10 protein-coding genes are annotated in these 13,243 nt (G+C 45.8%); 1 reads left to right on the top strand and 9 read right to left on the bottom strand.

Translation table 11 applies throughout. The features are described from left to right. Window positions 1–21: 21 nt before the first annotated feature. The 3 genes from polA to KNP93_RS02280 form a co-directional block, all read right to left on the bottom strand. On the bottom strand, window positions 22–2,619 hold the full coding sequence (gene polA / locus KNP93_RS02270) for a DNA polymerase I (protein WP_188004591.1): 2,598 nt from the start codon (window positions 2,617–2,619) through the stop codon (window positions 22–24). Between the two features lie 202 nt (window positions 2,620–2,821). Continuing rightward, the gene (pnpS, locus tag KNP93_RS02275; RefSeq protein WP_131502788.1) at window positions 2,822–4,555 is read right to left on the bottom strand and encodes a two-component system histidine kinase PnpS; all 1,734 of its coding nucleotides are present in this window, start codon (window positions 4,553–4,555) and stop codon (window positions 2,822–2,824) included. Further along, complete coding sequence (locus tag KNP93_RS02280; RefSeq protein WP_131502789.1) at window positions 4,552–5,259, bottom strand: response regulator transcription factor; 708 nt, start codon at window positions 5,257–5,259, stop codon at window positions 4,552–4,554. The genes pnpS and KNP93_RS02280 overlap by 4 nt, the downstream gene beginning before the upstream one ends. A gap of 215 nt (window positions 5,260–5,474) precedes the next feature. On the opposite strand from KNP93_RS02280, the gene KNP93_RS02285 reads away from it, so the two are divergent. Next, entirely contained in the window at window positions 5,475–5,906 is a 432-nt protein-coding gene (locus tag KNP93_RS02285) for a divergent PAP2 family protein (RefSeq protein WP_369835016.1), read from the top strand. A gap of 86 nt (window positions 5,907–5,992) precedes the next feature. Here KNP93_RS02285 and KNP93_RS02290 read toward each other — a convergent pair whose 3' ends face one another. The 6 genes from KNP93_RS02290 to pyk all read right to left on the bottom strand — a co-directional run bounded on the left by KNP93_RS02290 (window position 5,993) and on the right by pyk (window position 13,202). Further along, complete coding sequence (locus tag KNP93_RS02290; protein WP_131502790.1) at window positions 5,993–7,132, bottom strand: zinc-dependent alcohol dehydrogenase; 1,140 nt, start codon at window positions 7,130–7,132, stop codon at window positions 5,993–5,995. Window positions 7,133–7,295: 163 nt separating this feature from the next. Further along, window positions 7,296–8,228, bottom strand: a complete 933-nt coding sequence (mdh, locus tag KNP93_RS02295) for a malate dehydrogenase (protein ID WP_214852905.1) — start codon at window positions 8,226–8,228, stop codon at window positions 7,296–7,298. A gap of 22 nt (window positions 8,229–8,250) precedes the next feature. After that, window positions 8,251–9,525, bottom strand: coding sequence for an NADP-dependent isocitrate dehydrogenase (gene icd / locus KNP93_RS02300; protein WP_026827743.1), 1,275 nt, complete (start codon window positions 9,523–9,525; stop codon window positions 8,251–8,253). 70 nt (window positions 9,526–9,595) lie between these two features. Then, window positions 9,596–10,708 carry a citrate synthase gene (gene citZ, locus KNP93_RS02305; protein WP_131972395.1) on the bottom strand — a complete coding sequence of 371 codons (1,113 nt, stop codon included), beginning with the start codon at window positions 10,706–10,708 and terminating at the stop codon, window positions 9,596–9,598. A gap of 217 nt (window positions 10,709–10,925) precedes the next feature. Further along, entirely contained in the window at window positions 10,926–11,402 is a 477-nt protein-coding gene (locus KNP93_RS02310) for a DUF441 domain-containing protein (protein ID WP_165871641.1), read from the bottom strand. A gap of 51 nt (window positions 11,403–11,453) precedes the next feature. Next, window positions 11,454–13,202 (bottom strand): pyruvate kinase, encoded by a 1,749-nt coding sequence (gene pyk / locus KNP93_RS02315; RefSeq protein WP_131502794.1) that lies wholly within the window; start codon window positions 13,200–13,202, stop codon window positions 11,454–11,456. Window positions 13,203–13,243 lie beyond the last annotated feature (41 nt).

Here is a 13,243-nt window from a genome sequence, read left to right on the forward strand (position 1 = left end):
ACTTCCTCCTCTGACCACTTCTTATTTGGTTTCGTACCATGAATGACCGGCATCACCATCAACACGTAATGGTACAGACAAGTGAACCGTCTGTTCCATCGCTTGTTTGACTAGCGTCTTGAGCGCATCCAGCTCTTCATCCGGCGCTTCAAAAATCAATTCATCGTGCACTTGCAGTAACAGACGAGCCTGCAACGGAGATGCTTCCAGGGCGGCATGGACATCGAGCATGGCTTTTTTGATGATATCGGCTGCTGAACCTTGGATCGGCGTGTTAATCGCCGTCCGTTCCGCAAAACCGCGCAAATTAAAGTTTTTCGAATTGATGTCAGGAATATTCCGGCGGCGATTCATCAGCGTTTCGACAAAACCGTTCATCCGTGCTTTCTCAATCGCTGCATCCATGAACAACTTGATTTGCGGGAACAATTCGAAATAACGGTCGATGAAGTCTTGCGCCTCTTTACGTGAAATATTCAAGTTCTGCGACAAACCGTAATCACTGATTCCGTAAATGATTCCAAAGTTGACGGCTTTCGCCTGACGACGCATATTGCCTGTGACGTCATTCGGTGCGACACCAAAGACACTGCTCGCTGTCTGCGTGTGAATATCGGCATCATCCAAGAACGCTTGGACAAGTGTTTTGTCTTCCGACATATGAGCCATGACCCGCAATTCGATTTGGGAATAGTCGGCGGCGTACAAGGACCAGCCTGATTCACTCGGCACAAACGCTTTTCGGATTTTTCGTCCTTCTTCGATCCGGACCGGAATGTTTTGTAAGTTCGGATTAACGGAGCTGAGACGTCCTGTCTGAGCAATCGTTTGAGCAAATCGGGTATGAATTTTTCCGTCTTCCTTGATGACCTTCTGTAAGCCTTCGACATACGTCGATTGCAGTTTTTGCAATTCGCGGTACAACATGATGTGGTCGATGACCGGATGTAGCGGACGAAGTTTTTCTAGTACGTCGGCCGCTGTTGAATAACCGGTCTTCGTTTTCTTGAAGGCAGGTAATTCAAGTTTTTCGAACAGGATGACGCCGAGCTGTTTCGGCGAATTGATATTGAACTCTTCCCCGACTTCCCCGTAAATCAATTGTTCCAAATCGTGTAGACGTCCTCCCAAATCGGTTTGCATCTCCTGAAGTGTTGCCACGTCGACGCGAATTCCGGTCCATTCCATTTCAGCCAATACGCCGGATAATGGACGTTCCAGTGTCTCATATAACTCAAACTGTTGGTTTGCCTTCAGTTCTTCTTTGACTTTCGGGAATAACAGTTCAATCATGCGGGCTTTTTCCGCCAAGTAAGGATGCAACACCTCGTCTGCCGGAGTAAGACGTTTTGCGCCTTTTCCTAAGACAGACTCTTCATTCGGTGCCATCAGCATATAATGTCCGGCAATCGACGCCAGGGTCGTTCCTCCGCTCAAGTTTAATAAATAACCGGCGAGCAACAAGTCATCGAATGCCGTTAATTTCAGCCCGTGTTTACGTAAAGCGAACGCGACCTGCTTCGCATCGAGGCAAATTTTTTGATGTTCTGATTCAATCCAATCACGGAAGGCCGGATCATGGACAAGTTCCAAGGACGCGACATAAATTTGATTCGGTGTCGCGATACCAAATCCAATGATCTCTTCTTCCATGTAATCTTCACGCAGTTGTTCAACGACCAACACAGCATCTGTAACATCTGTCGGGAAAGAAGTAATCGTTTGGACGTTTAACTGTTCTTTATCCGCTTCTTCAACGACGGGAGCAAACCGGTTCGTTAAGGATTTAAAGCCAAGTGATTGGAACAATGAATACGGTACTTGTGTATCGACGTCACTGATCTGTAAGTCATCGAGTGTGACATCAAGCGGAACGTCCAGCTTGATTGTCGCGAGTTCTTTTGACAACCGTGCCAATTCTTCATTCGCGATGACTTTTTCTTTTTGTTTCCCTTTTAAGTCTTCGACATGTTCGTACAGACCTTCGACTGATCCATAAGCAGAAATCAATTTGACGGCTGTTTTTTCACCGATTCCCGGAACTCCTGGAATATTATCGGATTTATCGCCCATCAAACCTTTCAGATCAATCATCTGAATCGGCTTTAATCCGCCGTAAGTTTCAGCAAATAATTCTTCTGTCATACACAGAACGTCTGTGATACCACGCTTCGTAATCAACACTTCGACCTGATCCGTCACGAGTTGAAGTAAATCCTTATCTCCCGTCACGATTCGGATGCGATCAGCCGGCATCGTTTGTGCCAATGTCCCAATCAAGTCATCCGCTTCGTAGCGGTGAAGTTCCATCATTTGAATGCCTAACGCTTCACAGATGTCCCGGACAATCGGAAACTGTTCCCGGAGCTCTGAAGGCGTCTTTTCACGACTGCCTTTATATTCTTGGTACACGTCATGCCGGAACGTTTCGCTTGATGCATCAAATGCGACGAGCATGTGTGTCGGTTGTTCCTCTTCAAGTAATTTCAACAACATCATCGTAAAACCGTAAGCTGCATTCGTATTGCGTCCTTGCGCATCCGTCATCGGTGGTAACGCAAAAAAAGCTCGATACGTCAGTGAATTTCCATCAATCAATAAAAGTTTGTTTTCCATCATCTACGCCCCTTTGGAAGATTTTCTGTTCTTATTGTATCACTCTACACACATTTGTTCGCTAAAAAAGCAGACAAAAAAAGACGACCGGCTAAATAGCCAGTCGCCACTGCGTGTCCCGACATGGGAGCTGAACCAGTCGAGGCACAGATGATGAAGAAGGTACTTTAAGCATACGATTATTCTGTAAAGGAAATATGAACCCTCATCCCTTTTTTGGTAAACGTATCGTAAAGGTCGTCCCGACATTTTCCTCGGATTCAACCTCGATTGTCCCATGATGAAGATCAATGATATGTTTCACAATTGCCAGACCAAGACCGGTCCCGCCTGAATTTCGACTCCGCGCCTTATCCACGCGGTAAAACCGTTCAAAAATCCGTTGCATCTCTTTTGGATGAATCCCGATTCCATCATCCTTGATTCGGAGCATGACGGCTTCTTCCCCGTCCTCTAGACTGACCCAGACATTACCGCCGTTCGGCGTATAGTTCAAGGCATTCGCGACAAGATTGACGACGACTTGCTTTAAGCGATTTAAATCCGCCCGGATAAATACTTCTTCTTCTGTCTCGAGATGAATCGTCATCTGCTTTTCCGTTGCTTTTCGTTGTAACAGTGTTTCAGTTTCACGGAGTAAACTCGTAACGTCGACAATCGTCGTCTCCAGCTGATAATTGTCCTGTTCGAGACGCGACAGTTCAAGTAAATCTTCGACCAGCGTCTGCATCCGCTCTGATTCATCGTGGATGATGTTCAGGAACTGCTCCCTGATTTCCGGTACGTCTTGTGCTCCATCGAGCAGTGTCTCCGCAAATCCTTTGATGGAAGTCAACGGTGTCTTCAGCTCATGACTGACGTTTGCAACGAAGTCTTTACGCATCTGTTCGAGCTTTTTGATTTCTGTAATATCGTTAAAAACGACCGTCGTCCCTTGGACACGTCCATTTTTCCCGAAAATCGGTGCTGCACTGACCATAAAGGTCCGACTGTTTAAACCAAATCGGACACTTGATTGTTTCCGGTTTGGTTTTTCCGTCAAGTAGACATCTTCAATCACTTGACTCATCTTTTCATTTGGTAAGACCCGGTAGTACAATTGTCCATTTGATTGACCATAGATATTGAACATTTCCCGGTACGTTCGATTGACAAGCAAGACATAGCCTTTTTCATCAATCAACATCAAGCCGGCACCCATGTATTCAATCAGTGACTCAAGTCGCGCCCGTTGCATCGCTTCGCCGGAAGACGCATTCTCTAGGTTCCGGGCCAACAGATTAATGGATTTCCCGAGATCTCTCGATTCATCCGGTGCCGTCAATTCGTAGACACGTGATTTATAGTTCCCGTGTGACAACTCGTATAAGACTTCTGTCGCTTCCGCAATCGGTCGTAAAAAACGTTTTGTCGAACTGTAGACAGCGAAGAAAATAATACAAAGCGAAGTCAGAAGAGATAAGATGATGACGGTCCAAATTCGCGAATAAATCATGTTCAAATCTTTTGTATAGCGGATGAAACTGATGTAGACTTCCCCACCGTCAGCCGTCAGGACGGGTTTCGTATATTGAAGACTCGTTTCATCGACTTTCGATTCGAATGTGCCATCGTTTGGGATGGCAGAAAAATTAATGGCCCTAACGTTTAGCTTCGTGACATCGACCGGGGTTCCGGCAATGATTTCCCCGCGACCGTTAAATAAAATCATGTCGAAATTCGATTCAGCATACATCTTATCGACGTAGGCTGCCATATCCGGCACTGTCCGCTCCCGTAAAATGGACTCCACAAGTGAAGTTTCATCCACTAATTTTTCTTTTTCATTATTGATATAAAAATCTTTAAATGATTGTCCAAGCAAAAAGCCCAGTGCGATTAAGACCAGGCTGATGAAAGACAACATTTTCAGAATGAATCGTTTGCGGTATTTACTCATTCCGCTTTCGGCTCCTCCATTTTGTAACCTAATCCGCGAATCGTTTTAATGTAGATCGGCTTTTTCGTATTCGGTTCAATTTTTTCTCGAACATGACTGATGTGCACATCAACGATTCGCGTATCCCCAACGAAGTCATAATTCCAGATGGCGGACAACAATTGGTCCCGCGTCAAAACACGTCCTTTGTTTTTTGCGAGATATACTAACAGCTCAAATTCCTTTGGTGTCAATTCGAGTCGCTCTTCCGCCTTGAATGCTTCGTAGTTATCCGGTACGATTTTGACGTCTCCAATCAGGATCGTTCCATCCGTCACTTCTTCCGCGACATTCTGCTGGTTCATTCGGCGCAGGATGGCTTTAACACGGGCGACGACTTCACGCGGACTGAACGGCTTCGTCAAATAATCATCTGCTCCGAGTTCCAGTCCGAGCACTTTGTCAAACTCATCATCTTTTGCCGTCAGCATTAAAATCGGGGTATTGATTTTTTGTTGGCGTAGTCGCTTGCAGACTTCCAGTCCATCCAGTTCCGGTAACATGAGATCCAGGACAATTAACGCTGCATCTTGTTTCTCCGCTAACTTCAACCCTGTCATTCCATCATGGGCCGTTTCAACAACAAAACCGGCTTGCTCTAAATTAAATTTTAAAAGTGTGGCAATCGAGAGTTCATCATCAACAACGATTATTTTATCTTTCAAGACAGTTAGCCTCCTCAGCACATTTCATCTTTGAATGAGGAATTCCGTGGAATCCGCTTCTTCTGTCTTCATCTTAACGACTTTCGCTACTAAACCACAAATCTTTCTGGTCTTTCTTTACATAATCTTTAAGGTCGGACACTTTCTTCCAGTAGTTTCCCGTGTTGAAATGACGGAATTGGGGAAACAGTTACATATCGTGATTATGTGGAGGAATGAATATGGAATGGAATCACCCGTTGTTTGCAGCAATTACGGCCTGGTTTATCGCACAAGCCGCCAAACTCGTCACCGGTTTAATCAAAACAAAAAAATTTGACCTTGAAATCATGTTTGCTTCAGGCGGCATGCCGAGTTCACATAGTTCGACTGTCGTCGCACTGGCTGTCGTGATTGGTTTTCAAGAAGGCTTTAGTTCTTCCCTGTTCGCACTTGCCGCCATTTTCGCTGTCATCATCATGTACGATGCGACCGGCGTTCGCCAAGCCGTCGGGTTACAGGCTAAGCTGTTAAATGATTATTTCAAAGGAATCCGGCACAAGACACCTCTGCTCAATGAACTGGTCGGACACACCGAGTTTCAGGTCTTCGTGGGTCTTCTGCTTGGTCTTGCCGTAGGTTTCCTTTGGCCCGTCTTGTTCTTTTAATCATGACGCCCACACGGTACATCAGATATAATTTTTCACACAAAAGACCGCTTCGGATGTCAGAAGCGGTCTTTATGCTGGTTGCGTTATGGTTTTAAGATGACTTTAATGCACCCGTCCTCATGATCGTTAAACGTTTGGTAGGCATGGGCTGCCTGTTCCAAATCAATTTTGTGCGTAATGATATCGGTTGGATCAAACTCCTGATTGATGATTTTTTGGAACAATTCGGGCATCAGATGAACGACCGGAGCCTGTCCCATCTTTAGCGTGATGTTCCGCGTAAAGAAATCTCCGAGCGGGAATTGATTGTATTTTTTGGCATAGACACCTGTCAATTGGACCGTTCCAAATTTCCGAACAGCATCTTTCGCGATATTGATGGCACTCAACGTTCCACCTTGCAAACCGATTTTTTGTTCCACTTTTTCAACAGCCGACATCTTACCGTCCAGTCCGACACAATCAATGACGACATCTGCGCCGCCCTGAGTCAGTTCCTTCAGATATTGACCGGTCTCTTTGTGATCCTGCAAATTGACCGTTTCGACGCGGTTCGTCATCTTGGCATGATTTAACCGGTATACTTGCTGATCAACGGCAATGACCCGTTTTGCTCCTTGCATCCAGGCAAATTTCTGTGTCATCAATCCGACCGGCCCCGATCCGAGAATGACGACCGTATCCCCTTTTTTAACGCCGGCATTCAAAACACTCCAGTAAGCTGTCGGAATGACATCGGACAGGAACAGTAAGGCTTCATCTTCCAGTTCACAAGACTCCGGAACAACGAGTGGCATGAAGTTTCCAAACGGGACTTTTAAGTACTCTGCCTGACCGCCCGGATGTCCTCCAAATTCTTCCGTAAATCCGAAGTATCCGCCTGTATCGACGTGCGGATTCCCGTTCGAATTGTCGCATTGACTCTCCATATCATGTTCACAAAAGAAACAATGTCCACACGCGACGTTGAACGGCAGGACAACTCGGTCTCCGCGCTTGACCTTCGTTACATCCGGACCAACTTCTTCAACGATTCCCATCGGCTCATGTCCAATGACATAATCTTTTTTTGCCGGCATATTTCCTTGATAGATGTGCAAATCTGACCCACAGATGGCAGTTGACGTAATTTTGACGATGATATCATCGTTTTTCTCAATCGACGGATCCTGAACATCTTTCACTTCGACATTTTTTGTACCTTGATACGTAACGGCGCGCATGAAATTTCCCCCTTTAAAGTTTTAAAAAACAGGTATACTGTAAAGGTTTACCCTAAAAAACAAGCATTCATGTTACATGTTTCTTACAAAAAGAGGATTTTTTAATCCAATACAAAAAGACACCCAATCTTTTGATTGGATGCCTTGTTTACTAAAATTGAAGTCAGAGCATTTCCAACACAGAACGGACCGTTGAAACGGATTGATCCAGCCCTTGCTTTTCTTCTGACGTCAAGTCCAACTCCAGTACCCGTTCCACGCCGTTCCCACCAAGAATGGTCGGAACACCGAGATACAAGTCCTCATACCCGTATTCTCCTTCGAGATAGGCAATCGCCGGCAAAATTCGCCGCTGATCTTTTAGAATTGCTTCCACCATCTCGACGATGGCAGCTGCCGGTGCGTAATAGGCCGAACCGTTCCCGAGTAACTGAACGATTTCACCGCCGCCTTTGCGTGTCCGTTCGACGATGGCAGCTAATCGTTCCGGTGTCAGCAGTTTCTCCAGCGGAATTCCGCCCGCGTAGGAATAACGTAACAACGGTACCATATCGTCGCCATGCCCACCGAGCACGAATCCGGAGATATCCTTAACGGAGACATTGAGTTCCATTGCGACGAACGTCCGGAAACGCGCCGTATCGAGCACACCGGACTGACCGATGACGCGTTCTTTCGGAAAACCGGATGCTTGAAAGACGGTATACGTCATCGCATCGACAGGGTTCGTCAACACGATGATGATCGATTCCGGTGCATGGGTCACGATTTCTTTCGTGACGGCTTTCATGACGTTTGCATTCGTGCTGACAAGATCTTCACGACTCATCCCCGGTTTTCTGGCAATCCCCGCCGTAATGACGACGATGTCAGAATCTTGAATGTCTTGATAATCAGATGTCCCGTTGATCCAGGCATCAAAACCTTGAATCGGTGCTGTTTCCTGCATATCAAGTGCTTTTCCTTTGGTCGCGTTTTCCTGTTGCGGCATATCAACGAGCACGATATCCCCTAACTCTTTTTGAGCGAGGTACAGTGCTGTTGTTGCCCCTGTGAATCCGCTCCCGATGACCGAAATCTTTTTTCGTCGATTCATTGCCCCGTCCCCCTATTCAAGATTACATATTCTTGATGAGTTCATCTGCGAATTCAGAACATTTCACTTCTGTCGCACCATCCATGAGACGTGCGAAGTCATATGTGACGACTTTATTTTCAATTGATTTTTCCATTGATTGAATGATCAAGTCTGCAACTTCATTCCATCCAAGGTGACGGAACATCATTTCTCCTGAAAGAATGACAGAAGATGGATTTACCTTATCAAGTCCCGCATATTTCGGTGCTGTACCGTGAGTCGCCTCGAAGATCGCGTGACCTGTCATGTAGTTGATGTTAGCACCAGGTGCAATCCCGATTCCGCCGACTTGTGCTGCAAGCGCATCAGAAATGTAATCACCATTCAAGTTCATCGTTGCAACGACATCGAATTCTTTTGGACGCGTCAAGATTTGTTGTAAGAAGATATCAGCAATCGAATCTTTGACGATCAACTTGCCAGCTGCTTCTGCTTCAGATTGTGCTTTGTTCGCTGCATCAGCGCCTTCTTCATCCTTGATGCGGTCATACTGGTTCCATGTGAAGACGTGTTCTGCATATTCACGTTCTGCGAGTTCATAACCCCAGTTTTTGAATGCACCTTCTGTGAACTTCATGATGTTCCCTTTGTGAACGAGCGTCAATGAAGCACGTTTGTTTTCGAGTGCATATTCAATCGCTGCACGGACAAGACGTTCTGTTCCTTCTTTTGAGATCGGTTTGATCCCGAGACCAGACGTTTCAGGGAAACGGATTTTGTTGACACCCATCTCTGTTTGCAGGAAGTTAAGTAATTTTTGTGCTTCTTCGCTGCCTGAAGCATATTCGATCCCAGCGTAGATATCTTCTGTGTTTTCGCGGAAGATGACCATGTCTGTATCTTCTGGGCGTTTAACCGGTGAAGGAACACCTGTGAAGTAACGGACCGGGCGAAGACATGTATATAAATCAAGTTCTTGACGAAGCGCAACGTTTAACGAACGGATTCCGCCGCCGACTGGTGTCGTGAGTGGTCCTTTGATCGCGATGATGTGTTCGCGGATCAGGTCAAGTGTTTCTTCTGGAAGCCAGTTTCCTGTTTTGTTGAATGCTTTTTCTCCAGCGTACACTTCTTTCCATTCAATCTTTTTTTCACCGTTGTATGCTTTTTCGACAGCAGCATCAAAGACACGAACTGCAGCATTCCAGATATCAGGTCCAGTGCCATCACCGATGATGAACGGAATGATTGGAGCGTTTGGTACGTTAAGTGTGCCGTTTGTTACCGTGATGTTTTCGCCTTGAATTGTAGCCATTTGTAAAATCCCCCTTGAATATGATTGATGTCATCAAAAAGCAGGAGAGGATTTCTCCTCTCCGTCTTTTTTAACGTTCGTTCATGGACACGTATGTCCGGTGTGTTTCACCAATATAATCGGCGCGTGGACGAATGAGGCGGTTGTCACTATACTGCTCTAAAATGTGCGCTAACCAACCTGACATACGACTGACGGCAAAGATTGGCGTAAACAATTCCGTATCAAGTCCAAGTGCATGGTATGTGGAAGCGGAATAGAAATCGACGTTGGGTTTCAATCCTTTTTCCGATTGGACGATTTGGTCAATCTTGACTGACATCTCGTACCATTTCGGTTCTCCGATTTGAGCTGTCAATTGACGGCTCATCTCCTGGAGGTGCTTCGCACGCGGGTCGCCGTCTTTGTAGACACGGTGACCGAAGCCCATGATTTTTTCCTTGTTCTTAAGTTTATTATGAACATACTCGTCAACCTTTTCAACTGAATCAATTTCAAGCAACATGTTCATGACCGCTTCGTTCGCTCCACCGTGAAGCGGACCTTTCAAAGCACCCATGGCAGCTGTGACGCCTGAATAGACATCTGACAGGGTTGCAACACAGACACGTGCTGTAAATGTTGAAGCGTTCAGTTCGTGATCGGCATGCAAGACGAGTGCTTGGTTAAAGGCTTTTTCTGCTACTTCTGTCGGTTCTTCGCCTGTCAGCATGTAGAGGAAGTTTGCCGCATAAGAAAGACCTGCTTTCGGTGCAACCGGCTCTTGGTCTTTTTTGATTCGTGCATACGCTGTTACGAGTGTCGCAATCTGCGCCTGGAGTTTGATGGCTTTAGCGTAATTCGCCTCTGTCGACATATCTTCAGCCGATTCATCATATAATGCGAGTTGTGATAAAGCCGTGCGAATGGCTGACATCGCGTTGGCGGTTTTCGGCGCCACTTTTAATGTCTCGAGAACTGCTGGTGCGACCGTTGCTTCAGCAATCAAAGCTTCTGACAGTTGCTTCAGTTCGTCTTCTTTTGGTAAGCGGTCATTCCAAAGTAAAAAGACCACTTCTTCAAATGAGGCGTGCTCCGCCAAATCATCAATTGTATACCCACCATACGTCAACTGACCATCAATGATCGAACTGATCTTCGATGCTGTCGCGACGATTCCTTCTAAACCTTTTGTTTGTGTCATACAAAAATCCCCCTTTTTTTCCCCCAGAAATTTAAAACGCTTTCATTTCCGTATTGAAAAAAAGACGTCTACGCAAGAGTCGTTCCCCACTCTGAACCGTTTGCTCTTGAATAGACCATCTTGTTTCTGTTCTTAGTATAAACAAAATTAACCAAAAAGTGAACGAACTTGCATACTATTATCAAAAAATTAATTCAGTTCACTATTGTTACATAATTTAACCACTGATTGTTTTAACGATGATATCCCACATTCCGATGACAAGAGCTGCAATTCCTGCTCCGATCAAAGGACCAACCGGTACACCGCGGAACAGTCCAACTGCAAGAATCGTTCCGGCAAGCAGTGCTGTCGTGACGAGTGGATCTTCCTTCATCAGACCAACGCCGTGGGCTGCAATGATGGCTACAAAAATCCCTGCTAAAAATGAAATGATCCCGATATGTCCCCGGATACTGTTCAGTAATTCTCTAAATCCGATGTCTCCCGTTGCAATCGGTACTAAAATCGCCGCCGTGATCAACGTGACCCCCCATGTGATGCCTTTCGCCTGTAACGACGGGAACAGGCGACCGTCGAGCCCGATTGCTTTGATGATGAGTAAAAATGCGGCCGCAATGATCAACGATTTATTTTGAGCGATGACACCAATCAACACGAGACCAATCAAAAAAAGATAGGCTTCCATGTTCAAACCCCCGATTTGAAAAAACGGACATGGCTTTCGCCACATCCGTTTCATTGATTATGCGTTGTACAATTTACCTGTTAAAGGATCGATTGAAATACGTTGACCATCCGTGAAGATTGTCATGGCATTTTCAACACCGACGATAACCGGTTTACCGAGTGAAGGACCAACGATTCCAGCATGGCTTGTCAATCCGCCGTCTACTGTGACCATTGCTGCAGCCATCTCGATTGCAGGCATCATATCGCGATCCGTTGAGTTCGTGATCAGAATCATACCTGGTTTTGCTTTTGCGTTTGCTTCTTCAGCTGTATGAGCGATGACGACTTCGCCAACGACACCACGCTCACCGATTCCGCGACCGTTTGTGATCTCTTTACCGACGATATGGATTTTCAACATGTTTGTCGTACCTGCCGTAAGAGCCGGGATACCTGCAGAGATGACGACGAGGTCACCGTCTGTAACGAATCCTGCTTCTTTTGCTGTATCAGCAGCAAGTGTCAACATGTCATCCGTGTTGTCTGACAAATGATCGACAACGATCGGGTAAACACCCCAAACGATATTGAGTTGACGTGCAACACGCGCGCTCGGTGTAACGGCAACGATGTTTGGCTCTGGACGGTATTTTGAAATCCGGGCAGCTGTGTAACCAGACTGAGTCGGTGTCAAGATTGCTTTAGCGTCCAGGTTGATCGCTGTATGCGTAACTGCTTGAGCGATTGCATCCGTCACAGTGTGCTCACTGCGTGTTTGACGATCTTTCAAGAGCATTTTGTAGTCAAGCATTTTTTCTGTGCGCTTCGCAATCGTATGCATCATTTGAACAGACTCAATTGGGTAGTCCCCGGCTGCTGTTTCACCTGAAAGCATGATCGCATCTGTTCCATCAAGAATCGCGTTTGCGACGTCTGATGCTTCGGCACGTGTCGGACGTGGGAAACGTTGCATCGAGTCAAGCATTTGCGTTGCTGTGATGACCGGTTTACCGTAGTCATTACAAATTTTGATGAGATCTTTTTGTGTTGGTGTAACTTCTTCCGTCGGAATCTCGATTCCAAGATCACCACGTGCGACCATCAAACCGTCTGAAATCGCGATGATTTCTTCGATGTTGTCGACACCTTCTTGGTTTTCAATTTTCGGGAAGATTTTGATATGACTTGCATTGTGTTTTTCGAGCAATTGACGAATCGCAACGACATCAGATGCGCGACGAACGAATGAAGCAGCAATCAAATCGATGTCGCTTTTGATTCCGAACTCGATGTCTGCGATATCTTTGTCTGTCAAAGCAGGTAAGTTAACTTTTACGTTTGGTAAGTTAACGCCTTTTTTCGTTTTGATGATTCCTTCGTTTTCGATGTCACAAAGGAGTTCACGGTTTTCGAGTTTTTCTGCGACACGAAGTCCGATTAATCCGTCATCTAACATGATCATCGAACCGACCTCGACATCATCATATAAACCATCGTACGTGACAGAGAACTTGTCTGCTGTTCCGACGATTTCGTTCGCGTCACCACTGACGACGATGACTTGTTTGCCGCGTACGAGAAGAGCTTTGCCTTCTTCAAATGTATGCGTACGGATTTCAGGACCTTTTGTATCTAAAAGAATCGTAACTAATTTATTTGCTTCTTCTGCTGCACGGCGGATGTCCGTAATACGGGCACCATGTTCTTCATAGTCACCGTGTGAGAAGTTCAAACGAGCGACGTTCATACCCGCTTCAATCATTTCTGGAAGACGTTTTTCTGACGCCGGTCCAATCGTACATACAATTTTAGTTCTGCGCATATTCCATAAACCTCCTACAATGTTTGGCTGTTCAATCACAA

Source organism: Exiguobacterium sp. s166 (assembly GCF_018618855.1).
Lineage (GTDB): Bacteria > Bacillota > Bacilli > Exiguobacteriales > Exiguobacteriaceae > Exiguobacterium_A.

Bases quoted from the DNA above. Each gene is read 5' to 3' on its own strand.
- mdh (WP_214852905.1), bottom strand. From the start codon at position 8,228: ATGAATCGACGAAAAAAGATTTCGGTCATCGGGAGCGGATTCACAGGG.
- citZ (WP_131972395.1), bottom strand. From the start codon at position 10,708: ATGACACAAACAAAAGGTTTAGAAGGAATCGTCGCGACAGCATCGAAG.
- pyk (WP_131502794.1), bottom strand. From the start codon at position 13,202: ATGCGCAGAACTAAAATTGTATGTACGATTGGACCGGCGTCAGAAAAA.
- KNP93_RS02290 (WP_131502790.1), bottom strand. From the start codon at position 7,132: ATGCGCGCCGTTACGTATCAAGGTACAAAAAATGTCGAAGTGAAAGAT.
- polA (WP_188004591.1), bottom strand. From the start codon at position 2,619: ATGATGGAAAACAAACTTTTATTGATTGATGGAAATTCACTGACGTAT.
- KNP93_RS02285 (WP_369835016.1), top strand. From the start codon at position 5,475: ATGAATATGGAATGGAATCACCCGTTGTTTGCAGCAATTACGGCCTGG.
- icd (WP_026827743.1), bottom strand. From the start codon at position 9,525: ATGGCTACAATTCAAGGCGAAAACATCACGGTAACAAACGGCACACTT.
- pnpS (WP_131502788.1), bottom strand. From the start codon at position 4,555: ATGAGTAAATACCGCAAACGATTCATTCTGAAAATGTTGTCTTTCATC.